Raw genomic sequence first — 25,602 nt, forward strand, 5'->3', positions numbered from 1 at the left:
GCCTCCGCCAGGTCGTGCGGGGGGTTCAGCCGTACCGCGCAGATGGGGGTATTGCGCGGGTTCATTTCGATCATGTAGGCATTGCCGGTGGCGGCTTCGATCATGAAGTCGAACCCGATGAGACCGGACAGGCCCAGGGCCGAGACGACCTTGCGCGCGGCCTCCACCATGTCCGGGTTGTCGATGATGCGGGCGACGGTGGACGGGCCGGTCGCGGATTCAGTCGCCACCGCCTCGGCGCAGGTGAATGCCAGGATTTCTCCCTTCCAGCACGCGACGCCGATATTCGCCGGCCAGCCGTCGATATAGGACTGCACCGACAGCGCCGGCGGCTCGCGCCGCATCCAGGCGCGCAGGGCGAAGCGGTCGCCTTCCAGCACCGCCTCGCGCAGCGCGAGGCGCAGGCCGATCGGCCGCTGCATGCTCGCAAGGGCTGACCGTGCCTTGGCCGCGCTGGACAGGATGCGGACGCCAAACCCCGCCCAGCTTCCGTCCGCCTTCAGAACGAGAGGCATCGGATGACTGGCAATCCAGGCGTCGAGCGAGGCCTGGTCCGTCAGGGGCGCGGCGTCCGGCACCAGCACGCCGACCCGGGCCGCGAAGGACAGCAGTGCATGGCGCGATCGTACGGTCGGGAAGCTGGAGACAGGACCGACCGACTGCTCGACCACCGTGCGCACCGCCGGGTCGCGCGCCGAACGCCAGACTTGATGGAGGTCCCGGACCGTTCTCTCATCGCAAGGAATAACCAGGTTCGGCGCGAAATCCTGTATCGCGGCGTGCAAGCTGCCGGTCGGATTGAATGCGCTGTATGGATAGCATTGCGACAGAAATGCAAGAACACGCGCCGGATGTTTGCGCAGCGAAACTAGAGCGACTTGAGCGCCGGCGTCGTGCAACTCCATGGCGAGCCTGGCCGTTGATCCTAGTTTGCCGGTTGTAGCGAGGAGAATCCTCGGCGCCACCTCGACACGGCGGGAGGCGGCTGCCAGCGGCGGAAGCGGCGAGACCTCCTCCAGGACCCCCGGTATGGAAGAGCAGCTTCCGGTAAAGTCTGCTTGTACAGCGCGCATCTCTTTGCCATCATTTAACAGTGAGTGACTGGACATTCCGCACTCTATTCTGCGAATTTGTCTATGTTTCCTTTACGGCAGTAGACCAAAGCCGCAACGGTAAGAAAAGTCCCTTCCCACCGCGATGGAGTCCTTGTGATGCACACGATCACGTCACGTTCATGGGCCACTCACGCATGAACCAGACGACCGATGTCGCGATCATCGGGGCTGGCCCTTACGGCCTGTCGCTGGGTGCGCATCTGGCGCAGGCCGGCATCGCCTGCGTCGTCCTGGGCGAACCGATGCACACATGGCGAACCGGCATGCCGGAAGGCATGGTTCTAAAGTCGGAAGGGTTTGCGTCGAATTTATGGCACCCCGACAAGGCCTTTACGTTACAGGACTACTGCGCGGAGCATGGCCTGCCCTACCAGGACTCGGGCCTGCCGGTCCCGCTGGCGACCTTCAGCGCCTATGGCGTCGCCTTCCAGAAGCGCTTCGTGCCGATGTTGCGGGAGCAATGGGTCCGCCACCTGGACTTCGACGGCTCCCTCTACACCCTTCACCTCGACAACCACGATATCATCACCGCTCGGCGTGTCGTCATCGCCGCCGGCATCCGGAAGTTCCATCAGATCCCAACCGAACTCGCGCCCATCCTGGGGACGCTTTGTTCGCATAGCGCGGATCATCACAAGCTCGACCGCTTCCGCGGCCGTCAGATCCTGGTGATCGGCGGCGGGGCATCCGGGATCGGCATGGCCGCGCTGATGAGCGCGCAGGGCGCAAAGGTGTCGGTGGCGGCCCGCAAGAATCGTATCGCCTATTGCGGGCCCCCATCGGACCGGTCCCTGCTGGAGAAGATCAGGGCGCCGGAATCCGGCCTTGGCACCGGCTGGCGGTCCCTGGCGTGCGTGCTTGCGCCGATGGTCTTCTATCAGATGCCGCGTGACTTCCGGCACATGATCGTGCGCCGCCACCTCGGGCCGGCGCCGGGCTGGACGTCCCGCGCAGAGGTCGAGCAGAACGTGGACGTCCTGCTTGGCAGGCGGGTCGTCGGATCCCGTGAAGCCAATGGCCTGGCGGCCGTCACCTTCCAGAACAGTGACGGATCGGAACAAACGGTGGAGGCGGAGCACGTGATCTCCGCCACCGGCTACAAGGTCGACATGCGCCGACTGGAGTTCCTGTCGCGGGAAATCCTGGACCGGATGGAAATGGCGGCCTTCACGCCGGTCCTGTCGCCCTATTTCGAAACCTCGGTGCCCGGATTGTTCGTGGTCGGCACTGCGGCGGCCAACGCGTTCGGCCCGCTGTTGCGGTTTGCGTACGGGGCCGGCTTTGCCTCCAATCGGCTGTCCCGCTTCCTGAAACGGACCGCGGAGCGTCGGCTGGTGCCAATGCGGCCGACCCTGGCCGCGGCAGCCTAGACTGGTTCCAGCTCCTTCGCCGGCGCGGCCTCCATGGTCCCGCGCCGGCGAGACAGCAGCCGGTGCCCTGACGTAGCCAGGTGGCCCAGCAGGGTCCGAGCGCCCTGGTATCCTGTGAGAATGGTCTCAGCGTTGGCGAGGCGGGACTTGAAGGCTTCGTCGCCTCTCAGGAAATCCACATGAGCCAGGCCTCGGTCGCAGGCCCATTGCGTATATTCAACGATCAGGATCGTGCCTGGGGACGCGCGTTCGAACCGGGCATCATAGGCCGTGAGATAGGCTTCCATGCGGTTGGCGTAGACAAAGTTGACCGAAGCCGCGGCCACTTGTCCGCCGCACTCGATCAGGAAAATCCTGGTCAGCCCGGTCCGCCATGCGCCGTCGAGCACCGATCGTTGAACGACGCGATCCGTCCCCAGCAGCGGCGACGCGGGATCGTTGACGCGCAGCCAGGCTTCCTTCAGCCGCCAGATCTCATCGAACATCGGGGTGGCGTCGCGATCCGGCTCGATGAGCCTGAACACCGGTTCCGATCCGATTTCACCCAGGATCCGTTTGCCTCGGGTGTGATTGTTCCGCCCTTTCTTGTTCAGGGACCGGAAGAACTCCGCCCCGCTGTTCCAGCGGATATCGATCCGCATGCAACGTTCATGTCGATCTGCCGATGCAAGCGGTCCGGCCTGGAGCACCGATCGGCATGCCGCATCCGGTCTCACCTGCTGCAACTTGATGACGTCGAACCCGCCGGCGGCCAGGACAGCCTGCCACAGCTCCGGCAACACGGTTTCGCGATCGGTCAGCGCGTCACAGTAATCGCTGAACAACTGCCCTGCCCAGCACAGCATCCGAACCCCGTGCCGCCTGTGCACGGCCAACGGCATCGCGGCGACGAGAGTCGTATCGTGCCAGGCCAAAGCCACCAGGATTCGGATGTCGCGTCGTGTCTGGATGCCCGCCATCCAGCCATGCAGCCAGTCATGATGCTGAAAGATGGAACCACCGGCGCGGGACCACAGATCCTGCCACGGCTCGCGAAGCTCCGTGAAGCCGCTGATCGTGCGAACGAAGGCGATACGGAGGGTCATGCTGGCGTCCGGGCGTGGTGGCGGCGTATCGAAGGCCGGAGGCGCCGGAGGATTTTCTGTATGGGCAGGACGTGAAGCCGATACAGGGACTGGTACTCCTGGTGTTCGTTCTTCGCCAGCCCGAAGACGAAATCCTCATCGGCTTCAGGGACGACCAGCGTGCCGAACATGCGGTCCCAGATGCTGAGTGCGAGGCCGTAGTTCTTGTCCCAGTGCTTCTCGGCGACGCTGTGGTGCAACTGGTGATAGTGAGGGCTCAGCAGGATCCGATCCAGGACAGGACCGAACGATAGTTTCAGATGCGTGTGGCGGACGAAGTCCATCATCAGGATGACGTTGCGCAGCATGTAGACGTTCAGGCCGAAGATCGTAACCTCTACGGGGTCCATCGCGAAGAACATCCATACCCCATAGCAGAGGCCCGGAATCAGGCCATCCCACCATCGGTTCATCAGCTCGTCCAAGGGGTGCACACGGTCTTTGGTGACCCCGACCATGACCTCTGCGGAGTGGTGGACCTTGTGCAGCTCCCACAGGATGGGGATTTCGTGCTGCATCCGATGGTAGAGGTAGTACGACAGGTCGTAAGCCAGAAGCATCGTCACCGTGAAGGCGATCAACAGACCCGGACCGGCAGGAGACGGGGGGTGCGCCGGCGCGCCGAGTAGTTGTGTCAGCAACCAGTATGCAATATGACCGGCAGCAACGGTGGAGATCGCCAGCGGCAGCACGAAGAACGGCATGAAAATCCGCCGCGACAACCAGAACAGGACATCGGCACGCGCGGATGGATGAGCCGTGGTCCCGACGGGAAGCAGGTGCCGCAGGAAGTCCAGCGTCGACCATGTATCGGGGTGGGTCCTCGCATAGGTGACGATACCGGCAAACAGAACGGTCGCCCACAGCAGACCGATCGCCGCCAGGTTTTCGGCGGTCAGTTGCTCAGTCACGTGGTGGGCCAGAAACGCCGCGACATGCTGCATCGTCTATTCGGCGGCCACCGCCTCCTGTGTCAGGACATTGGGCGTGTGACGGGCAATACGCGTCAGATGCCGCGCCAGACGAAGGGACAGCGCGACGATGGTCAGCGTCGGGTTTGCCTGGCTGGAGGTCGGGAACGTCGCGCTGCCGGCAATATACAGATTGTTGACACCAAAAACCTTCCCGTTGGGGTCGACGACACCCGAGGCGGCGCTGGAGGCCATCCGAGCGGTGCCGATATGATGACCGCCATAGGCACCGTCGCGACGGATGACGGTTTCGATATCCGTTTCATTGGATACCGGGTTGAGATCGCCGACGTCATTTTCCGCCAGGTCTCTGCGCAACAGCTCAAAGCTTCGGGTTACGGTCTCGACGTCTTTCGCCGTATAGCGCCAATCGACACGGAGTTGGCGGTTGCCGAAACGGTCTGTCGCTTCGCAAAGGTTGATCCGGCTGTCGGGATTCGGTTCCTGCTCCGCATGAAAGTCGAGGCTGAAAAGATTGGTCCGAGGCCTGATGATCACGGACGGAAACTTCCTGTCCGCCAGTGTCCGGTGTTGCAGCCAGTGGGTCAGGAACCGCAGCGTGGACAACGCGTCGGTTGCCGCATTGACCCCATGCCGCAGCCAGATGCCCGCGGTCGGCGGCGTATCGCTGACAAGCCGCTTGGCATACTCGTAGCTGATGAAACGTTGCGCCAGGTAGATGGCCGATAGCGGCCCCGTGCGATGCGATGGGTCCGTGATCCGCGGGTGGTGCAGCCGGTAGATGACATTGCCCAGGCCGAACTGCCGCTGCATTTCAGGTCGCAGGGCGATGCGCCGGCGGCAATAGGTGCCGTCCGGCGCGATGTCGTAGCCGTGCCAGACTGCATCGCGCGGTCCTGCGATCCGAAGCCGCCCGACGGTGCCGGCGATGTGGCACATGTAGAACCGACCGACGAGATCCCGGGTGTTGCCGATCCCCTGCGCATGGACGTCGTTCGACGTCAGCAGAAGACGCGGCACCTCCATCCCGCCGGTCGCCAGGACGACGGTGTCGGCCTCGACCTGGAACGGGATGTCGTGCTGGTTGCGGACGTCCAGCGCGGTAATCCGGGTGCCGTCCGGGCTGGTATGCAAGCGGGTCACCGTCGCGCCGAGCAGTACCGACACGTTCGGGGCGGCCGCCAGCCTGGCCCGATACCGCGTGCCGAAATGCGTGGGGCAACTGAAACGTTCGATCCCGTTCAGATCGAAATGTTCCGGCGCGAACCCCCTGATCACGGGTCGCATCCCGCCTGGGACCGCGAGACGCGCGTCGTACTCGCACGCCCCTGCCTCACACATCAGGTTGGCAGCGGCGTAGTACGGCTCGATCTCCGACCAGGCGATGGGCCAGCCGGAGTGAGCGATCCACGGGCGTTGCTCGAAATCGATCGGGTCGAACGGCACGCAACGACCGCCCCAGATCGACGTGCCGCCGCCGAGGATACGCTGCCGATACGTATCCGGCGGACTATGAAGCGTTGCATCCGCAACCTCTCCGGCATTGAGTGCCTGGGCCTTCGCATCCGCCTCCAGACCCCCCGACTCCAGCAGAAGAACCGATTGCTCGGTTCGGGCAAGCTGCAGCGCCAGGGTGATGCCGGCGGGGCCGCCGCCGACGATGACAGTGCCGGCTGTCAATCGCGCGCCACGGACGACGTCGTTCGCATGGCGGATCATACTGCGCCCCCCGTTCGGAGTTGGATGTCGACCGCCGGCGGCGACGGCATCAGCATGGCGTAGAGTGCGCCGATCGACTCGGAGAACGCTTCCATCGTGAACAACCGGCGATACAGAACGGACCCACTCTCCGCTAGGCGGCGACGAAGATCCGGATGATCGACCATTGTCGTAATGGCGCCAACAATGCCGGCTTCGTCGCCAGGCTTGACGAACAGCGCGGTCACTTCATGGGTCAGCACCTCCGGGATCGATCCGACGGGCGTGCAGATCACCGGCGTGCCGGAGGCAAGCGCCTCCAGGATCACCAACGGCAACCCCTCATCGTAGGCCGGCAGGATCAACGCGTCGGCGTTGACCATCAGGCGGCGGGCCTGCTCCTGGCTGACCCAGCCGGTGAACCGAACACGGTCGGAGATTCCCAGCCCCTCCGCCATGGCACGATAGGTGTCCACCGGACCGCCGCCCGCCATCGTCAGTTCGACGTCGCGTCCCTTCAACTCGGGACTGGCGAAGGCTCGCAGCAGGTCCGCTACCCCCTTGCGTTCCAGCAGATTGCCGACGAACAACAAGCGGAAGCGTCCATCCTCGGGCACCGACCGCGGCTCGAACGCCGTGGCAGGGACGCCGTTATAGACCACGCTGATACGATCCATCCGGACGTCGAACGTTTCGGATACCCACCGTCTCCAGACATCCCCCAACACGACGACATGGTCGGCGGACTGGAAGACCCAACGCATCAGGCGCTGCCCGGCGCCGTTCATCGAGGCGTGGAACTGCATGATCTGCGCGGCATGCAGGTGAAGAAGCACTCGCCCGCCCGCGAGCTTTGCCGCTGCCAGCACGGTTGCCTTGCGATAGAAACTACCGCGTTCCGCCAGGTTCAGATGAACCACCGCCAAGCGACCGCGCGCGCCTTCGGCGAGCACTCGTGCGGTGGCGGCGGCCAGGAACAACGGGGACGCGGCGATGTGCCTTCCTCCCCGCGTCTCCAGGCGCCGCAGTTGGAACCGTCCGGATGGGTCCTGTCGCAACGAGGCCAGATAGGCCATGATGCTCCCCATCCCGCCGCCTATTTGTCCATAGGGACATGCCAGGAAAACCGTACGGCGGTCACTCATGCCAAGGCCATCTCCGGTCGTGATACGGCGTCGATCATCCGCGACACGGACCTGGCTGGCATGTCCAGCGTTCGGATCGCCCGTGTGGAATCCAAGCGGATGCCTTGTCCAAACAGCGCCAGCAGCGAAGGCGTGATCGCCTCCGTCAGCGGATGGTCCGTTCCCTTGGCCAGCACCCGGCGTGCCGGAGCAAGCAATTTCGTTTCCAGCTTCAACATGCGCGCCGGAATCCGTCGGACCGGAACGGCGTTCAATGCCATCCCGAAGCGCACCAGAAATTCGTTCCAGGTCGGAACATCGGGGCTCGAGACGTTGAACGCCTGTCCACAGCCCTCCGGCGTATCGAGCGCGTTGACTACCGTGGCGGCGAGGTCATCGACAAAGATCAGGTTGCATCCTCCGTCGCCTGCGGCTCCAAGGTCGCCAAGTCGTCGTGCGCGCAACAGTCGCGCGATGCGTGTCGTCCATTGCGGGCTCCCCGGCCCAAAGACGCAGCTTGGGCGCAGGATGACGACCGACCCGCCGCCGTCCATGTGCCGGCGCAGGCGGCGTTCGCATTCCAGCTTGGTTTGGCCGTAGCCACTGAGCGGCGCAACAGGTTCTTGCGATTCCGTTACCAGCCCGGTCGCGGTCCCATAGACGGCCATGCTGCTGAGATGGACGATCCGTCCGCCCCCAACCTCCCGCGCTGCCCTGCACAGCGTATCGGTCGCTTGCATCATGGACCGGCCGGCGACGCAGTTCACGACGTGTGCGCCCTCTTTCGACAGCAAGGCGCGCATGGCTATGACGTCCACCGCATCGGCGGTGACCCAGCCGGCCTTCGCCGGCCGTCGTGAAACCGGGATGGCACGCCATCGGCCGCTGCCGTTCAGCGCCTCCATCACACGGCGCCCGACATAGCCGGAGGCACCCAGGACGATGACCGGCTTCCGGTGTTGTTCGATATGATCCATTTTCACCCCGGCGCCATGGCGGCCGGCGCCGTGCGGCGATGACGCAAGAACGCCAGCACCGGCTGCTCCAGCACGACATGGGTGATTTGGCCCCCGGCGGCGCTCAACAGCAGCGACAAGGCGATCATGGCCGCCAGCCCGGCCTCGTTATTGTTGCTGATGTGCCCTATCACCAGATAGACCGCCGGCACCACGAAGCCATGGGTCAAGTAGGTCGCATAAGACGCGTTGCCGGCCGCGAGCAGCCAGCGTGGGGTAACGCGGCGAAGTGCCGCCTCTGCAGCGACCACGGCAACGACCAGAAGAGCGGCCGGCACGCCCCATATCAGCGGCCGCAGGTCGCCGTTCGGCAGCGGCGCAACCACCAACACGCCGAAGCCGCAAACGCCCAGAGCGGACGCCAAGGTCAGCGACATCTGCTGCAGGCGTTCCATGAGCCGGCCAATGGCGACGCCGGCCAGGAACTCCAGCACGATCGTATTGGCGAATCCGTTGTCGGGTCCCACGACGCCCAGCACCGCCACAATCGCGAGTATGGGCGCGCAGACCCGTTCCAACGGCATCCGGACGCATAACGCAACGGTCACCAGGATGTAGAAAAACATCTCATATGTCAGCGTCCAGCCGACCGGTAGGACCGGCCGCAACGTTCCGGTCCAGTCGTGCACCGGCAACAGCGCATAGGAGCCGGCCACGTAGAGCGGGTCGAGTCGTGTCCGCGTCGCGAGCGCCGGCAGAGCCACCACCGCAGCGATCTTGAGGGTGGTGACGATCCAGTATAGCGGAACGATCCGAATCAGCCGGTCGCGCGCAAAACTCCAGGCCGGATGCGGCCGGTTCTGGTTGCGTTGCACCGATATCGTCATCACCAGCCCACTGATGACGAAGAAGACATCCACGCCGGCCGATCCGTTCGGCCAAAGATCGCCCGGCGGATAGCCCGTTCGATGCGTCGTCCATTGATCCACTGCGTGATAGGCGACCACCATCAGCGCGGCCGCCGCGCGCAGCGCCTGGACGCCCAGCAGATCGTGGGGTTTCGCTGCGCGCATGATCAGCCCGGTACCACCAGGATGGAACCGGATGCGCGGCCCAGCGACCGCATCTCCGGAACGGCGGCCAGGACCGCAAGCCCTGTATCCATCTCCAGCGCCTCCGGCCGCAGGTAGATCGCCTGGAAGAAATGCGCCATCAGGATGGAACCGATCGATAGCAGCAGCCCCACCACGAACCCGCCCATCAGGATCAGCCGGCGCGTGGCCAACGGAAGGGCCGGCTCCAATGGCGGCTGGATCACGCGCACCGACGACTCCCGCTTCGCCTCGACCGTCTCGATAACCTGGCGTTGGTCCAGGATCTTCGAGACGGACTTGTAATTGTCCTCCAGGATCGATCGGTTGCGGGTCAGTTGGTCCAATTGCGTTTCGTCCGCATCCAGCGAGTTGATCTGCTTGTTCAGGTCGTTCAACTGCGCCGTCAGCGCATCATGCGCGGCCAAGGCGGTACGAAGGTCGGCGTCCGTTTTGTTGCGATCGGCCTGAACGCCGTACGCCTCGGTTGCCCGCATGCGGGCGATGTCCGTTTCCCGCTCCAACATCTGCCGGCGCGCCTCGTCAACCGCGGGAGATCCGCGATACCGGGTCTGGGCATCGACCTCACGCTGGCGATATGTCTGGACCATGCCTTCCAGGGCCGATGCGGCATTCGGTGGCCCCTTCTTGCTCCCGGTTGCGCTGGCAAGCTGGTGGTTCAGCTGCTCAAGCCGAGCGGACAGGCCGGCGATGGTTCCCTCGGAGCGGGCGAGCGCGAGCTCGAGATCGCCTTGCTGGCGCATCAGAATCTGCCGCCGATCAGCGAAATTGCTGATGTCGTGGGCCTGCTTGAAACTTTGCAAGGCGGCATCGGCAGCCGCCAGCCGCTTGCCGACGTCCTGCTGCTGCGCCAGCACGATCGGCGCCTGGATATCGTTGTATAGTTTCGCTCTCAGGGCAAAATACTTTTCCTCCAGCACATGCAGCGCTTCCGCCGACAATGCCCTGTCCGGATTGGTGAAATCCAGGCCGATGACGCTGGATTTCTTATCCACCGTAATCGTCAGGTTTCGGGCGAACAGGTCCGCCGCCTTCGACATCACGTCGTTCGGTCCAGAACCGGAATCCGGTTGGGTCATGCCGAGGGCATCCGTGACGGTGCGCTTGATCCCACCGAACCAGCGCTCCAAAAGCGACGGTTTTTCCAGCAACTTCGGATAGAGCTGCTGGATCCCGATCGCCTTGATGACGCTGCGATGGAGATCGTCACTGCCGAGGATGCCGGCTTCCGTCCGAAGCACCTCCTCGGCGTCCACGCCACCGCTGTTCATGAACTGCTGGCCCGCAGCCGGGCGGAACGTATGCTCCGTGCCCATCAGGACCAGCAGGCTGGAATGCGCCTTGTAGTCGGGCTTGATGTTCACGGCGATTGCGATGCTCACCGCCAGCACGCAGAAGAAGATCAGAAGCACACGCCCCTTCTGAGTGGCCGCGGTCAGCATCAGGTCCCGCATCATCAGGCGCGGGGGAAGTGCGAGTGTGTCGCTCATGACTTCAGTCCTGCAAGTTTAGCGTGAACGGGTTGGGTATTGAGACGCGTGCGCAGACCAACCTGGGCCCGCCCCGGCAGCCGCCAGATCGCGGCAGCACGGCGCGGTGCGACGCGGGGGAAGCCCGTCATCGCAACCATGCAGGCCGTCATGAACAGCAGATCGACACTCTTGCGACCCAAGGAATTACTGGTGGAGTCGATGGCGACCGCCGCGATCAGCAGCATCCACCCCAGCGGGTGCGCGGTCGTGCGACCCAGATGCAGCAATAGCAATGCCAGCGCGATCAGGAAGACGATGAAACCGATGGTCCCCAGGTTCAGGAACATCAGCAACCAAAAGTTCTCGATGTCCGTCGTATCCGATCCAAGCCCGATCTGGTACTTCAGGATCTCCATCCGTTGCATGGGCACGCCGAACATCACGTCATGCAGGTTCAGATGGTTCAGGATCAGCCATTGCAGGCTTCGGACATCCGCCGATTCATCCATGTACATATGGGAAACGATCCGGCTGCCGATGTCAGTGCTGGTCAACACCATGATCAGGATCGGCGGCAGGATCACCAGCGCCGCCACGATCGCACCGACAAACCCAGGATCCAGGTCACGACGGATCATACCCCGCATCAGCACGACGCCGGTGGCGATCACGAGCATAACGATCGTCACCAGCAGCGCGGCCCGTCCGCCGAAGCTCAGCAGGCCGATGATGAACAGCGTGAACAGGGCGCCTTTCACCAGCCCGTTCATCCGCATGCGCAGCAACATGAACACCGCCATTGCCGTCGTCACCGCCGCCGTCAGCGGGTGACCGAACAGTCCCGCTCCGCGGAAGTCATCGACGTCGGTCGGCAATGGCTTGTCCGGCGTATCGCCGAGTTTCAGCGGTATCAGATGTGTCTGCGTGATGGTCTCGCCAACCGAAATGAAAATGCTCAGGACGACGAACGCCACGATCCACCAGGCCAGCGTGCGCTTCTGGCGGTCGGTCGCCGGTTCGATCACGATCGCCAGCAAGCCGGCAACCAGGTAGCTTTCAACGTAAGTGGCCGCTCCGCTGATCCCGACATTCAGAATGGAGTAGAAGGCGCAGAACAGGATCAGGCCGATGAACCCGGCCAGGGCCGGCGTCTGCCGGAACAATCGCACGATGCCAACGCCGGCCGGTCGTTGAAGGAACAGGACCATGAACGCCGCGATCGCAATCAGGTACGTTCCGGGATGGAACTTCACCAACGGATTGCCGCCGGGGCTCGAGTAGTCGATGCCCATCACCTCCAGCGTGTTTCCCGAAATCGCGAATTCCAGGATAATCGCCGACAACGCAATCACATACGCCGCCCGACGCGTCCTGGCATTCCCCGCTCGGTATCGCAGGTCGGACGGCAGCATCGGAGACAAGGTTCGGAGGCTTTTCATCGGCTCCACCGCGGCGGTGACCGCATCCAGTCCTCGAAGGCAGCAAGGGAAAAGCCGAATGCTGCAGTTACGTATCGCTTGGCCAGCCGGGATGGTTCCTGGCGCAACCGCCACAACCATTCCATCCCTACGGCCTGCCACCCTGGCGAAGCCCTGCGAACCAGGCCGAGTTCGATCTTCACCGCCTGGCCGACACAGAATGCCCAGCACGGCGGCAGCAGGACACGGTGCGTATCGACGAAAATCTCACTCCGCGGCGCACCGACCGCCATCACCAGGATCGTCGTATTGAACAGGGCGATCTTGCCGGCCAGTTCGACGCAATAGCCGGGATGGCGCTCAAAACCATAAGGCGGGACCTCCGTTCGGATCTCGACCTTGTTCTCCCGCGCCCACGCCGCCAGCGCGCGTTCCGTCTCTTGACTATCCACGACGAAGAACATCCGGTGGCGCCACGTGTAAGGCACCATGCGCATCAGTTCGCTGGTGATCTCGCATCCGGTCACGCGATCCAGGCGCAGCCCCCGGAACCGGGCATAGGCCTGCACCGGCCAGCCGTCGCAAACGATACGAGTTGCGTTCCTGTATGCCTGGGCAAGAGAGGCCGAACGACGGATCGTTGCGATATGATCGATGTTAGGGGTGACGACGAGTGCGACGCCCTCCTGCTCGATACGCTCGTCATTCAGCGCCGTCAGCGCGATGTCCCGTGCCGACTCGGGACTGAATTTCAGGCCGAACGGACGCGCTTCGACCTGGTTGCGATAGGTCTGCCTCATGCCGGCGCCGTCCAGGCGCGTTTCGGGGTCAAGGCCTGGAAGACCTCGACATAGCGAGCGGCGCAGGCATCATACGTGAAAGCGCTTGCGCGTTGGCACAGTGTTTCGGCAGGAAAACGTGTATGCAACGATCTGACTTCGTCCATGGCTCGAGCGAGGGCAACCGGGTCGCCCGGGGGGAATAACAGGCCGAAGCGGCCGCCCTCCAGGATGTCCCTGGGTCCATAAGTGCAGTCACTGGCGATGACGGGCGTGCCGCAGCCCAGGGCTTCGACGATGACGTTGCCGAAACCTTCACTGCGCGAGCACAGGATGAAGGCGTCGGCATGGCTGAACCAGGCCGGTGCATCAGGCCGGAAGCCCAGGAAGTCGACGGATTGGTCCAAGCCCAGCGATTTAGACAACGCCTTGAGTTCTGCCTCCAGCGGACCTTCGCCCAGGATCAGCAGGCGGCTCCGCATATCGCGGTGGTTCAGATGCAAGGCCAGAGCGCGCAGCAGCGTGGCCTGATCCTTCTGCGCCACCAGGCGGCCAGCCGTGACGAAAAGCGGCCGCGTGGGATCGTTCAGCCAGGGATGCTCGATCGGCGCGGCAGCACTGCGGGCGAAATCGGGACCGATGACCGGGTTGCTGATCGTTACGGTCCGTTCCCGCGGCAGGCCCCCGAGGCGATGCAGTTCATCCGCCAACCCCGGCGACACTCCAACGGCCATGCTGACGAAAGGCGCGAGCGCTCGGTAGCCCAGCCCGACATAGCGGAGAAGCCGCCGTTCGGTGGCATAGAAGCTCCGCGACAGCGGGTTATGCTGGCAGATCACGACCTTGGTGGGGCTCAGGCTGATCGCCTTGGCCAGCAGCGCCGCGATGTTGTTGAGATCGAAGTTCGCCACCAGGATATCGGGTCTGTCGCGGCGGAGGAACGCGGCAAGCCGCGGCACGTCGTCCCATGTGCGCCGGCTTTCCAGGTCAACGACGCGCAGGCCGGCGGGAAGCTGATCCCGCAACGGACCGCGCAGGCGATGCAGCACCAGGGTGACATCCCCTCCGCGCCGCCGCAGTTCCTGGGCGATGACGAGGCTCTGCCGTTCGATCCCGCCACCGGACAGGTCGTGCATGTAAATCGCCAGGCGCGGCTTGGCGATATCAAGCTGCGCGTTGACGCGCGGACGCGGTGCGGTCCTGGTCGTGGCGACGGATACTGACATGGTTCAGTGCTCCTTTCGTCCGCGACGAGCCAACGACAGTTTCCGGTCCAGCTTTCCCGCCAGATCGAAGACGATGCGCTTGCCGTCCACCCAGAAGCGTTCCCCGTCATGGGTCAGCGTGTGCAGCCCATTCGGGAAGGGGCCATTGGGGTCCGGCCGCAGGGTTCCGATCCGCACTTCGCGGAAGGTCGTTTCGGTCAGGCACATCACCTCGTTCAGCGCGATGGCGGCACCATAACCTTCCGCGCAATCCTGGGCCGGGCGGATCAAGCGACCGCCGATCATGACCACCGACCCGGCAGGGCGGGAACCGCGGACATCGATCTTGACCGGCCATTTATCGTGACGCCGCCAAGGTCCTTCGGGCGACAAAGCGTGCAGCAGGCACAGATTGTCGTGCGGACCGATGTCGAGGTCAGTGCAGGCAATCCACCATTTGTCCTGGTATCGGAACAAGGTCGGATCGGCAAGCCGAGCGTCGGGGGCGACTTCGGCGATTGGGGTCAAGCGGCGATCGGGGGACAGGATATGGACCAGCGTGCCGCCGCGAATAGATGTTTCGGGTACGCAATAGACAGTTTCGCCGGCCGCGAACGTGCAGGGATAGGAGTGGTGCAGGCCATCATCCAGGACGGGCAAGTCGGATGGGCACAAGTCGGACGGGCACAAGTCGGATGGGCACAAGTCGGACGGGCACCGGCGATCACCGGCGCGGGTTACCGCGACGATGCGCCCGATGCCGCCGATGCGCGGCATCTCCTCGCACAGGATCGTTCCGGTCCCCGGGTGGGGAAACGGGTCGGCAAGATAGCGCTCGCCAGCCTGTGGCGCGTACCAGCGGATATCTCGCAGCAATGCGTCGCTCAACATGGCCTCCGGCGGCGCATCGACGCTGCCCAGGGACCACCATTCGGACGTCAGCCGGTCGCGCCAGGTGCGCCGCCAGCGCTGCAGCCAGCCGGTCGGGCCCGACGGCGCAACGGCCGGCGCGTCGGCCGATGGGCCGCGCGAACCGCCCTGCACCGCGTCCTTTACCAGCCGCATCGCCATCCGATCCACCGACGCCCGGAAGTCATTCCACGATCCGGTCGTTCCGATCGTGACTTCATCGAGGATTTCGGCCACCGTCGAAGTCGGCGGATAGCAGGCCAGCCGCAGGGTGACGGCATAGGGCCGGCGATGCCAATACCGCGCGAGCAGGCCCCTGGCGTCGATGGGTTGGCCGTCGGCGCATTCCAGGCGCCACAGCGGCACGGCGCACGGCGGCGCCAGGCCCGGCTCCAGCCGCGGCATGTCATTGCGATCCGCGACCACATCGGGCCGGATGCCGGACAGTACGGGCGCCGCCAGTCCCAAAGGCCAGACGGCCGCCTCGACGGGCAGCATCACGTCGTTCATGTCATCGACCGCCCATCCACCGCGGCAGCAGCGTGCGTTCCCGGTTCAGGACGGCGCCGACGGGCTGGCCGCCAAGGCGCTCGATCAGCGCCTTGGCATTTTCGATTTCCCATTGCCTTGTCTTCCCGGCCTCGACGACCAATACGGTGCCGTCACAGAACCGCGACACCGCGGCGGCCTCGGGGACGTCGGTGGGCGGCGTGTCGAGCACGATCACCGGGTGGCTCGCGCGCAGCATGTCCAGCAAGGCCTGCAGCCGGTCGCCGCCCAGGGCGAGCAGCGGCCGATCGCCCGATGCCAGCCGTGCCCAAAGCAGGTTCCGCGTATCGCGCACGGGCTGAATCGCCTCGGACAGCGATACCCCCCGGCGCAGCGTGTCGGCCAGCGACGGCGCGGACGGGTCCTGCTTCCCGCGGCGCCGCACCGGGCCCGCGGCGTTGCAGTCGATATAAAGGACCGGCTGGGCGCAATCGTCGGCGGCAACCCGAGCGTAGCCGGACGCGATGGTGCTGGCGCCGCCTCCGGGGCTGGGGGAGGCGAACTGAATCGCAAGAGGCATCGCGGTCGTCCGCCTCGCCTCGATCGCGTAATAAAGCTGCACGAAGGACGGAGGGTGGCGCGATACGGCGCCGATGCCGATCCGTACCGGCGACAGCGGGCTATCTTCGACCGCGTGGGGTCCAACCGGGCCGGACATGCCCGTCGGCTTGCGAAGGATGGTCAGCTCTGGACTCGATAGCCTGTTCACGTTGTGCTTCTCCAGTACAGGTTACCACCGGCATCATTACGGTTTCTGGCGTTACTTTTCACTTGGACTGTAAGGGGTGAAATTGGGACGCCGAAATCAAAACGCATTGTCATCGGCGAAAACAAGGCACACCGTCTGGAACAATATCTTGAGATCAAAACCGAGTGACCAGTTCTCGATGTAATAAAGGTCGTGATCCACCCGGTGGACGATCTTCTCGACACTGTCGAGCGCGCCGCGATAGCCGTTGACCTGCGCCCAGCCGGTGATGCCGGGCTTGACGCGATGGCGCGCCGCATAGACCGGGACGGCGTCGTGCAGCGCGACGCCGCCGGCCGTGGTGGCCAGCGCATGGGGACGCGGCCCCACCAGCGACATGTCCCCACGCAGCACATTGATCAACTGCGGCAGCTCATCCAGGCTCGATCGTCGCAGCAGGGCACCGACACTTGTCACACGCTTGTCGCCACGCAGCGTCTGCACCGAAGCGTCGGCATCCGAGAGATGCGTATACATCGAGCGGAACTTGAGCACCTCGATCACCCGGTTGTTATAGCCGAGGCGGCGCTGGCGGAAGAACACGGGTCCTTTCGATGTCAACTTGATCGCGCAGGCGATCACCACCATGACCGGCGAGATGAAGGCCAGCAGCAACCCCGATACCGCGATATCCTCCAAACGCTTCACGGCCGCGCGCCACCCTTCCATCGGTCGGTGGCACACCATCAGCAGCGGCACGTCGTTTCGTCGCGTATCAACGTCCGGAAGCAACTTCAGCGTGTGCATCCCTGGATATACATAGATGTTTACGGGTGACAGCGAGATCCGGTGAACGATCTGCCGCAGTTCTTCGGTGGCGGTCCAAGGCAACGCCACCAGGACCGTTTCGATCGTATCCTCCTGGATCATCCGCTCCAGCGTGTCCAGGCGGGCGTTCCTCGCCTCCGGATCGACCGAATCCAGTTCCACGACGCCGACGATGTCGAACGCGGCGCCATCGGCGCCGGTGCGAAGCCGCCGGACAAGGTCGTCGATCGATCGCGGATCACCGATGATCACCGAACGGTTCAACGCGATGCGCACGCGGATCGCGCTGACACGGACCTTGCGCGCGCCCAGGACGCTCAGGAAACCGACGACCAGGAAGAGCGGCAGCCAGGGCCCGCGCAAGATGCGCGTCATATCGGCAAACGTCGTGCGCAGGTCGCTGGCGCTCGCGAACGTCGCGAGGCAGAAGGTCAGCAGCGTCCCCAGCGCGACCGCCTGCACCCAGGCCAGTGCGACACGCCGTCCGTTCAGGCGGTTGCTCACGATCTCCGTGCCTGTATAGAGTCCACGCTCCAGGAAGCTGACGTTGACCGACAACACAAGCAGCGCCAGCGGCACGATCACGGACGACAGCGTGAAGTCCGACAGCGGATTGAACAGCGCATAGCATCCCGCGGCAGCCAGCGCCGCCGACAGCGCATCCAGCCCGATCGTGGCCAGGGTGCTCAGGACCAAAGTGGACCTGCGGGCCGGCGGATGACTTTGGCCACCTTCTCTTGGCTGGCGGGAGGCGTGCGTTTGGACGATGTCGATGGCGATGTCTGAGTCAGCCATGCCGGGCATCAGCCTGTTCCTGTTGCTGTTGAGTCGTAGGCGGCCATTCCGAAAGCAATACAAGCCGCCGTTCCGTCACGGCGGTTGATCACGTGGTGGATTATGTGTGGTACCCCGTCGCGGCCCCATTCAGAACTGCACCGTCGACCGTCTGGTGGCGACGGCGGGAAACTATCGTGGCGTCCGTACGCGACGAAACCAAACTCTGCGTGTACTGTGAAAGAACAGAACGTTTCGATCGCATCGATCAACGGCCGCGAGGACAGAATCGAACTGAACCGGAAGCCCATTGTTCACAAAAGGTTGGAGCCGAGTCACGAGGATGATGGACCGATCTCGAACCGAACCCCATGACCTCCCGAGTCGGGCAAGCGAGAGGCGCGAGGTCTGAATTTGATATCGGAATGAATATGTGATGACAGAACAATCCGGCCGATCACGAAATTATCGCAGTCGTATCAGTCACGAAGGGGATCGGATAATGAGCCCGCTGTCACGCCTGCAAAGGCGTCGGGACTCCGGAACCCCACTATCAAAACGCGTGCGGATGAAGTTTATGAAACCATACGTCGTGGCAACATGAAGTGACGGCAACCTGTTGACTGGAAAATCGTGAAGAGGCGACAGAATATCTCTCGATAATACTGTCCGGTAATATGCGCCTCACGCCGCGAGTTGCTGCATCGAAACGGACAGATCCTCGATCCTGGCACGCGTCAAGGCCTTGCGCCTGGCGATGATGCGACGTCCGCCCATGAACTCCATCGACGCGTTGACCGCCTCCACCGCCTGCACGACGCCCGTGTCCGTCAGATGGAACAGCGCGAACTTCCCGGCCGAGACGTCGCCGCGCACCACGATCTCGGCCGTGTCGAACGGGATGCCGGCGATCTGCAGGCGCAGGTCGTACTGGTCGGACCAGAACCACGGCACCTCGGGCGCGGGCGCCGGCTTGCCGCAGATCGCATGCGCCGCCTGCTTGGCCTGCTCCAGGGCGTTCGGCACGCTCTCCAGCCGCCCGGTGCGCCCATACAGCGGCAGCGGCCGGACGGTGCAATCGCCGATGGCATAGATCGCCGGGTCGTCGGTCCGCGCAGCCAGGTCGACGACGATGCCGTTGGCGCAGGCCAGCCCCGCTTCGCGCGCCAGGTCATCGTTGGCGATCGCCCCCACGCCGACCAGCGCCGCGTCGCAGGCGACGACCCGCCCATCGCCCACCCGCACGCCACTGACCATGCCGCGCGTGCCGGTCAGCGCCTCGACCTGCACGCCGGTCTCGATCGCGACACCCTGGCGGACGTGGAAGTCGTGGAAGAATTGCGACAGCAGCGGGCAGGCGACCCGCGCCAGCACCCGGCTTTCCCGCTCCACGATCACCGCCTCGGCCCCCAGCGCTCGGGCGGACGCCGCGACCTCCAGCCCGATATAGCCGCCGCCGATCACCGCCAGCCTGGCGCCGGGACGCAAGGCCGCCTTCAGCGCGTCGGCATCGGCGGCGCTGCGGAGTTCCAGCACGCCCTGCAGGTCGGAACCGGGAATCGGCAAGCGGCGGGCGCGGGCGCCGGTGGCGAGGATCAGGATATCGTATGGCAGGCGCGTACCGCCGGACAGCATGACGGCCTTGCCGGCACGGTCGATCGCGCTGACGGTCGTCTCGAGGCGCAGCGCGATCCCCGAATCCGGGTAGAACGCGGCCGGGCGCAGCGCCAGACTTTCGGCCGTCGCCTCCCCTTTCAGCCACGCCTTCGAGAGCGGCGGACGCTCATAAGGCGGAATCGGTTCGTCGCCGATCAGCGTGATGCCGCCGGTCCATCCCGCCTGCCGCAGCATCGCCGCGGCCGACCCGCCCGCGTGGCCCGCGCCGACGATGACGATCTGCTGATCCACGGTCCGTCTCCCTTTCGCCCGCCGGATGGAAGCAGTGCCGGCGGCGGACGGCAACCCACGGACACGGTGATACTCGGTCAGGGCCGTATTGCAGCGCAAAATCCCGACGATATCCGAGACATGAAGAAAAATAATCTTTTTTCAGGCTATATATTGCCTTTTTCAGAAAAAATATCCTCATATCCATCCTCGAAAGGACGCCACGCCCATGCTGCAATCCCATATCATCGACGTCGATGGTGCCTTTGTCGGCGCCGCCGTCCGGCTCGACTCCGGATTCCGCTTCATCGCCACCGACATGCGGCTGGAAGAGCTGGACGGGTCCATCTGGCCGTCCCTGGCGGACGTCCAGCGCCTCGCCCGACGCCTCTTCCTGGGCGGACCGGCGTCCTCCGCCACGCACTGACGCAGGAGAACCCATGACAGCCATAAGGCCGGACCGCATCGCGGTCCGGGCGTGGGGCGGCGCGCCCCGTCCACGCCTTCACCGACGCACGCTCCTGGCCTCCGCCCTGGCCCTGTCGGCAGTCCGCAGGGCTCAGGCGGCGGGCGTCCTGCGGATGGGCTTCCAGAAGGGCGAGCCGATCCTGATCGCGCTGAAGGCCGCCAAGACGCTGGAGACCCAGCTCGCGCCGCTGGGAATCGACGTGACCTGGACCGAGTTCCAGTTCGGCCCGCCGATGCTGGAGGCGATGCGCGCCGGCAGCATCGATGTAGGGGGCGTGGGCGATACGCCGCCGATCTTCTCGCAGGCGGCGCACGGCAACCTCGTCTATATCGCCGGCCAGACCGCCGGCGGCCAGGCCGTGCTGCTGCCCGCCGGTTCGACCATCCAGACCTTGGCCGAGTTGAAGGGAAAGAGAATCGCGTTCGGACGCGGCTCCTCGGCCCATAGCCTGCTGCTGAAAGTGCTGGAGAAGGCCGGCCTGACCTATGACCAGATCCAGCCGGTCTATCTCGGCCCCGCCGACGCCGGCGCGGCGTTCGAGCATGGCGCGATCGACGCCTGGAGCATCTGGGACCCCTACTACGCGCTGTTCGAGACCCGGCCCGGCGTGCGCACGCTGATCACCGACGCCCAGGTCGGCGGCCAGAACGCCTTCTTCCTGGCGCGTGCCGGCTTCGCCCACGACAACCCGTCCGTCACCGCCAAGGTGGTCGACGCCTTCATCGCCACCGGCGCCTGGGCGCGGGCACACAGGTCGGAGGTGGCCGACCAGCTTGCCGCGTCCACCGGCATCAGCCGCGAGGCGATCGGCCGAGCGGTGGACCGCGCGCCGTTCCAGGTGCGGTTCATGGACCAGGCGTTCGTCGACAGCCAGCAGAAGGTCGCCGACCGGTTCCGTGCGCTGAACCTGATCCCGGCCGACATCCAGGTGGCGTCCGCCGTCTGGCACCCCACCGCATAGGGACGCATCCGATGACCGAACCCCTGAACCTGTTCTGGTTCCTGCCGACCAGCGGCGACGGCGCCTATCTCGGCACCGACAAAGGCCATCGCCCCGCCGATATCGGCTATCTGCGCGACATCGCCCAGGCCGCCGACCGGCTGGGCTTCGGCGGTGCGCTGCTGCCGACCGGCAACAACTGCCTCGACGGCTGGATGGTCGGCTCCGCCCTGGCGCCGCAGACCCGGACCCTGAAATTCCTGCTGGCGCTGCGGCCGGGCTACCTGACCCCCAACCTTGCCGCCCGGCAGTCCGCCGCGCTGGACCGGATCAGCGAGGGCCGCCTGCTGCTGAACATCGTCACCGGCGGCCAGCCGAAGGAACTGGCGGGCGACGGCATCTTCCTCGACCACGACCAGCGCTACGCGGCGACCGACGAGTTCCTGCATATCTGGCGCAGGCTGCTGCGCGACGGGGCAGTCGATTTCGTCGGCGACTACCTCCGCGCGAAGGACGCCTCCCTGGGCTATTTCGACAGCGTGCAGAAGCCGCATCCGCCGCTGTGGTTCGGCGGGTCCTCGCCGGCGGGGATCGAGGTCGCGGCGGCGCATGTCGACACGTATCTGACCTGGGGCGAGCCGCCTGCCCAAGTGAAGGAAAAGCTGGATACGGCCCGAGCGGCGGCGGCCCGGCGAGGCCGGAAGCTGGATTTCGGCCTGCGCGTACACCTGATCGTGCGCGAAACGGATGAGGAAGCGTGGGAAGCCGCCAACCGGCTGATCAGCCACCTGTCCGACGAGACGATCGCAGCGGCCCAGGCGCGGCTGCGCGCCGACACCGACTCGATCGGGCAGTTGCGCCAGCTCGCACTGCATGGCGGCCGGCGCGACCAGTTGGAGATCAGCCCGAACCTGTGGGCCGGCGTTGGGCTGGTGCGCCACGGCGTCGGCACCGCCCTGGTCGGCAGCCCCCAGACCGTCGCCGCCCGGTTGCGCGAATACCAGGCCCTGGGGGTCCGGACGATCATTGCCTCGGGCTACCCGCACCTGGAGGAGGCGTATCGGGTGGCGGAGCTGCTGTTCCCGGTGCTGGGCGTGGGCCAGCGGACGCATGCGCCGGGACGCGACTTCCGCGCGGCGGAGCCAAGGCTGGCCGCGGCGTGAGGTCGATGGTCGGGACATCGAAGCGCGCCCTGCCCTGGCTGGTCCCCGGCCTGCTGCTTGTCATCTGGCAGGCGGGCGTATCGGCCGGCTGGATCGACCAGCAGACCTTGCCGTCGCCGGGCGCGGTGGCCGAAGCGTTCCTGAAACTCGCCCGCAGCGGTGAGTTGTGGCGCGATATCGGCGTCAGCAGCGCCCGCGCGCTGGCCGGCTTCGCCGTGGGCGGCGGCATCGGCTTCGCGCTGGGCATGCTCAACGGCCTGTCGTCGCTGAGCGAGACGCTGACCGACACCACCCTGCAGATGCTGCGGAACATCCCGCATCTGGCACTGATCCCGCTGGTCATCCTGTGGTTCGGCATCGGCGAGGAGGCGAAGCTGTTCCTGGTCGCCCTGGGCGTGTTCTTCCCGATCTACGTCAACACGCTGCACGGCGTCCGCTCGGTGGACCCGCATTTGCTGGAGATGGCCCGTGCCTACGGCCTGAGCCGGCGCGCGGTGTTCCGGCAGGTCGTCTTCCCCGGCGCCCTGCCCTCGATCTTCGTCGGCCTGCGCTATGGGCTGGGCATCATGTGGCTGACGCTGATCGTGGCGGAGACGATCTCGGCCTCTTCCGGCATCGGCTTCATGGCGATGAACGCGCGGGAGTTCCTGATGGTCGACGTCGTGGTGGTCTCGATCCTGATCTACGCCGGGCTGGGCAAGCTGGCCGACAGCATCGCGCGGCTGCTGGAACGCGTCTGCCTGCGGTGGAACCCCGTTTATGCAAAGGCCTGAAGCATGACCGTCAACGTCGTTTCCCCCGTCCCGGACCTGAACCTGCGCGGCAGCAGCGCGGGGGCCGCGCTACGCCTGTCCGGCGTCACGCGGTCCTTCGGCGCGCATGACGTGCTGCGCGGCATCGACCTGGAGATCGCGTCCGGCCAGTTCGTCGCCATCGTCGGGCGCAGCGGCTGCGGCAAGAGCACGCTGCTGCGGCTGCTGGCGGGCCTGGACGAGCCGACCGCGGGCGATATCGCCGTCGACGGCGCGGCCAAAGGCTGGGGCAAGCGGGTGCGGCTGATGTTCCAGGAGCCAAGGCTGCTGCCCTGGCAGCGGATCGCGGCGAACGTGGAGGTCGGCCTGTCCCACATGCCGCCGAACCGGGAACGGCGCGGGCTGGCCCGGGAGTCCCTGCGCCAGGTCGGGCTGGCGGAACGCGGCGGCGGCTGGCCGTCGGTGCTGTCGGGCGGGCAGAAGCAGCGCGTCGCGCTGGCGCGGGCGCTGGTCAGCAATCCGGCGGTGCTCGCGCTGGACGAGCCGTTGGGCGCGCTGGACGCGCTGACCCGGATCGAGATGCAGGCGCTGATCGAGCAGGTCTGGCTGGAACGCGGCTTCACCGCCCTGGTGGTCACGCATGACGTGTCCGAAGCGGTGACGCTGGCCGACCGCATCCTGCTGCTGGACGCCGGGCGGGTGGCGATGGACGTCGCGGTCGACCTGCCCCGCCCCCGCCGCCACGGCGACCCGCGGGCGGCGGCGATCGAGGGGCGGATCCTGGAGCGGCTGCTGGCGCGGTAGGGGCAGGCACCAGGGACAAGCGGGCCACGGCCCCGACGGGCGCCGGGCCGTATCGTTCACCGGCCCTGCCGTCCCGCTTTCCCCGATCGGGAGAGGCAGGCGAGGATCACCGCCAAGGGAAACGCAAGGGCGGCCCATGAGAGCCAAAGCCAGACGCCGCCCTGGCCCAGCAGGGCCGCGAACAGGCCGAACACGGTGAGCATGGCTATCGCGATCGGCCAGCGCCAGACCGCGGGACGACCGATCGCCGGGGGCGTCATGTCATTCCGCCGCCGTCCGGACGGGCGCCTCTTGCATGGATATCGTCTCGTTCCCCGGTCGTTGCGATTCCATCGGGATCCGGCCGCGCTTCAGCCACAGGTAGAGGCCGCTTCCAAGCACCACGATGGTTGCGATGTCGAGCGATGCCCAGATGATCTTGAGCGGCATTCCCCCATAGTCGCCGAAATGCAAAGGCCGCGACAATTCCAGGGCCCGCAGATACCAGGGCATTCGCATGACGGCCGTCAGCGCGCCGGTCCTGGCATCGACGAGCACCGGGCTGAACAGGCGGCTGGTCAGCGGCGTGGTACCCTTGGCCCATAGTACGTAATGAAACGGCGTGCCGAAGGGAGAACCCGGGTAGACCAGGCTGACGACCTCCATGCCCGGCAGAGCGGCCTTTACCGCCCGGAAGGCCGCGTCCGGAGAGCTGAGGTCGGCCCCCGTCGGCGGCGCCTCCCCCTGCCAGCGATGCAGCATGGCCCTGACGTCGGTGTTCTGCCAGAGCGCGAAGAGGGGCATGGTCAGCTCGTTCAGGACGCCGGTCAGTCCCAGCGTCAGCATCCAGGCGGCAGCGACCACGCCGAGCAGGTTGTGTAGGTCCAGCCACCGCAGCCGGCGCGACCGTCTGGCCCGCACGGTGCCGAAGGGCAGCCGCCGCATGAACGGCGCATAGAGAACGACGCCGGACACCAGGGCCGCCACGAAAACGCAGCCCATGGCCCCAAGAAACAGCGACCCCGGCAGGCCGGCGAAAAGATCCGTGTGAAGACGCAGCATCAGCGTCAGGAAATCGGGACCTCCTTTCGACATCGGATCGGAGTCGTGGAGCAGCCGCGCCGTGCGGGCATCGAACTTCAACCAATGCCGGCTGCGCGGATCATCGATAAAGGCTCGCCAGGACGGCGCCATGAAGACGAGCACTTTCGGCTCATCGTCATCGACGAAGATGGAGGTGACGATCTGGCCGGGATAGCGGTGCAGGCCCTGGGCCGCCATGCCGTCCAGCGACGCCATCGGCGTATCCGGCGGCATCGCCGCGTAAGGCGGGTCGTCGTTCAGCCAATCCCCGATTTCCTCTCGAAAGATCAGCGGCAGGCCGGTCAGGCAGATCACCAGCAGGAACAGCGTACACAGAAGGCTCGTCCATTTATGGATCACGGACCAGAGGCGGATCGACCGGGCAGACATGCGCCTCTCTCCTGCATGGCCTGGGTGCCGGGACCGGGCATCGGCGGCGGCGCCGCGAAGGTCGGCCCCGGTCACCATTTGT

23 protein-coding genes are annotated in these 25,602 nt (G+C 65.4%); 6 read left to right on the forward strand and 17 right to left on the reverse strand.

Annotated elements, in window-relative coordinates; genetic code table 11:
• The coding region (locus VHB27_RS07180) for an ATP-grasp domain-containing protein (protein ID WP_325598687.1) at positions 1–680 on the reverse strand (680 nt) is incomplete at its 3' end.
• 569 nt (positions 681–1,249) lie between these two features.
• Here VHB27_RS07180 and VHB27_RS07185 point away from each other — a divergent pair.
• A complete protein-coding gene (locus VHB27_RS07185; protein ID WP_325598689.1) occupies positions 1,250–2,485 on the forward strand; it encodes an NAD(P)-binding domain-containing protein in 1,236 nt (411 codons plus the stop codon).
• Here the strand turns inward: VHB27_RS07185 and VHB27_RS07190 are convergent.
• The 14 genes from VHB27_RS07190 to VHB27_RS07255 form a co-directional block, all read right to left on the reverse strand.
• The gene (locus VHB27_RS07190) at positions 2,482–3,570 is read right to left on the reverse strand and encodes a GNAT family N-acetyltransferase (protein ID WP_325598691.1); all 1,089 of its coding nucleotides are present in this window, start codon (positions 3,568–3,570) and stop codon (positions 2,482–2,484) included. The genes VHB27_RS07185 and VHB27_RS07190 overlap by 4 nt on opposite strands.
• Positions 3,567–4,553 (reverse strand): sterol desaturase family protein, encoded by a 987-nt coding sequence (locus VHB27_RS07195; protein ID WP_325598693.1) that lies wholly within the window; start codon positions 4,551–4,553, stop codon positions 3,567–3,569. The genes VHB27_RS07190 and VHB27_RS07195 overlap by 4 nt, the downstream gene beginning before the upstream one ends.
• 3 nt (positions 4,554–4,556) lie before the next feature.
• Positions 4,557–6,260 carry a GMC family oxidoreductase gene (locus tag VHB27_RS07200; protein WP_325598695.1) on the reverse strand — a complete coding sequence of 568 codons (1,704 nt, stop codon included), beginning with the start codon at positions 6,258–6,260 and terminating at the stop codon, positions 4,557–4,559.
• Entirely contained in the window at positions 6,257–7,384 is a 1,128-nt protein-coding gene (locus tag VHB27_RS07205; RefSeq protein WP_325598697.1) for a glycosyltransferase family 4 protein, read from the reverse strand. The genes VHB27_RS07200 and VHB27_RS07205 overlap by 4 nt, the downstream gene beginning before the upstream one ends.
• Positions 7,381–8,340 carry an NAD-dependent epimerase/dehydratase family protein gene (locus VHB27_RS07210; protein ID WP_325598699.1) on the reverse strand — a complete coding sequence of 320 codons (960 nt, stop codon included), beginning with the start codon at positions 8,338–8,340 and terminating at the stop codon, positions 7,381–7,383. The genes VHB27_RS07205 and VHB27_RS07210 overlap by 4 nt, the downstream gene beginning before the upstream one ends.
• A 2-nt stretch (positions 8,341–8,342) precedes the next feature.
• Positions 8,343–9,392: an acyltransferase family protein gene (locus VHB27_RS07215; RefSeq protein ID WP_325598701.1), complete on the reverse strand. Its 1,050-nt coding sequence runs from the start codon at positions 9,390–9,392 to the stop codon at positions 8,343–8,345.
• Between the two features lie 2 nt (positions 9,393–9,394).
• On the reverse strand, positions 9,395–10,921 hold the full coding sequence (locus tag VHB27_RS07220; protein WP_325598703.1) for a GumC family protein: 1,527 nt from the start codon (positions 10,919–10,921) through the stop codon (positions 9,395–9,397).
• A complete protein-coding gene (locus VHB27_RS07225) occupies positions 10,918–12,342 on the reverse strand; it encodes a VpsF family polysaccharide biosynthesis protein (RefSeq protein ID WP_325598732.1) in 1,425 nt (474 codons plus the stop codon). The genes VHB27_RS07220 and VHB27_RS07225 overlap by 4 nt, the downstream gene beginning before the upstream one ends.
• Positions 12,339–13,121 carry a WecB/TagA/CpsF family glycosyltransferase gene (locus VHB27_RS07230; RefSeq protein ID WP_325598705.1) on the reverse strand — a complete coding sequence of 261 codons (783 nt, stop codon included), beginning with the start codon at positions 13,119–13,121 and terminating at the stop codon, positions 12,339–12,341. Before VHB27_RS07230 ends, VHB27_RS07225 begins: the two co-directional genes overlap by 4 nt.
• On the reverse strand, positions 13,118–14,326 hold the full coding sequence (locus VHB27_RS07235; RefSeq protein ID WP_325598708.1) for a glycosyltransferase: 1,209 nt from the start codon (positions 14,324–14,326) through the stop codon (positions 13,118–13,120). Before VHB27_RS07235 ends, VHB27_RS07230 begins: the two co-directional genes overlap by 4 nt.
• Positions 14,327–14,329: 3 nt before the next feature.
• The gene (locus tag VHB27_RS07240; RefSeq protein ID WP_325598710.1) at positions 14,330–15,724 is read right to left on the reverse strand and encodes a glucosamine inositolphosphorylceramide transferase family protein; all 1,395 of its coding nucleotides are present in this window, start codon (positions 15,722–15,724) and stop codon (positions 14,330–14,332) included.
• A gap of 1 nt (position 15,725) precedes the next feature.
• Positions 15,726–16,472: a CpsD/CapB family tyrosine-protein kinase gene (locus VHB27_RS07245; protein ID WP_325598712.1), complete on the reverse strand. Its 747-nt coding sequence runs from the start codon at positions 16,470–16,472 to the stop codon at positions 15,726–15,728.
• A 96-nt stretch (positions 16,473–16,568) separates the two neighbouring features.
• Positions 16,569–17,975, reverse strand: a complete 1,407-nt coding sequence (locus tag VHB27_RS07250; RefSeq protein ID WP_325598714.1) for an exopolysaccharide biosynthesis polyprenyl glycosylphosphotransferase — start codon at positions 17,973–17,975, stop codon at positions 16,569–16,571.
• A 762-nt stretch (positions 17,976–18,737) separates the two neighbouring features.
• Positions 18,738–19,961 carry an NAD(P)/FAD-dependent oxidoreductase gene (locus tag VHB27_RS07255; protein ID WP_325598716.1) on the reverse strand — a complete coding sequence of 408 codons (1,224 nt, stop codon included), beginning with the start codon at positions 19,959–19,961 and terminating at the stop codon, positions 18,738–18,740.
• A gap of 208 nt (positions 19,962–20,169) precedes the next feature.
• On the opposite strand from VHB27_RS07255, the gene VHB27_RS07260 reads away from it, so the two are divergent.
• From VHB27_RS07260 to VHB27_RS07280, 5 genes are read left to right on the forward strand one after another with little or no spacing between them, the layout of a single operon-like run.
• Positions 20,170–20,367 carry a hypothetical protein gene (locus tag VHB27_RS07260; protein WP_325598718.1) on the forward strand — a complete coding sequence of 66 codons (198 nt, stop codon included), beginning with the start codon at positions 20,170–20,172 and terminating at the stop codon, positions 20,365–20,367.
• A gap of 13 nt (positions 20,368–20,380) precedes the next feature.
• Positions 20,381–21,370, forward strand: a complete 990-nt coding sequence (locus VHB27_RS07265; protein WP_325598721.1) for an aliphatic sulfonate ABC transporter substrate-binding protein — start codon at positions 20,381–20,383, stop codon at positions 21,368–21,370.
• Positions 21,371–21,381: 11 nt separating this feature from the next.
• Entirely contained in the window at positions 21,382–22,512 is a 1,131-nt protein-coding gene (ssuD, locus tag VHB27_RS07270) for an FMNH2-dependent alkanesulfonate monooxygenase (protein ID WP_325598723.1), read from the forward strand.
• 5 nt (positions 22,513–22,517) lie between these two features.
• On the forward strand, positions 22,518–23,285 hold the full coding sequence (ssuC, locus tag VHB27_RS07275; protein ID WP_325598734.1) for an aliphatic sulfonate ABC transporter permease SsuC: 768 nt from the start codon (positions 22,518–22,520) through the stop codon (positions 23,283–23,285).
• Positions 23,286–23,288: 3 nt separating this feature from the next.
• Positions 23,289–24,068 (forward strand): ABC transporter ATP-binding protein, encoded by a 780-nt coding sequence (locus tag VHB27_RS07280; protein WP_325598726.1) that lies wholly within the window; start codon positions 23,289–23,291, stop codon positions 24,066–24,068.
• A gap of 56 nt (positions 24,069–24,124) precedes the next feature.
• Here VHB27_RS07280 and VHB27_RS07285 read toward each other — a convergent pair whose 3' ends face one another.
• Both VHB27_RS07285 and VHB27_RS07290 read right to left on the reverse strand, forming a co-directional pair.
• A complete protein-coding gene (locus VHB27_RS07285) occupies positions 24,125–24,328 on the reverse strand; it encodes a hypothetical protein (RefSeq protein WP_325598728.1) in 204 nt (67 codons plus the stop codon).
• A 1-nt stretch (position 24,329) separates the two neighbouring features.
• Positions 24,330–25,520: a PepSY-associated TM helix domain-containing protein gene (locus VHB27_RS07290; protein WP_325598730.1), complete on the reverse strand. Its 1,191-nt coding sequence runs from the start codon at positions 25,518–25,520 to the stop codon at positions 24,330–24,332.
• Between the last annotated feature and the right edge of the window lie 82 nt (positions 25,521–25,602).

Origin of the sequence: Rhodopila sp. (assembly GCF_035548235.1) — a bacterium.
GTDB lineage: Bacteria > Pseudomonadota > Alphaproteobacteria > Acetobacterales > Acetobacteraceae > Rhodopila.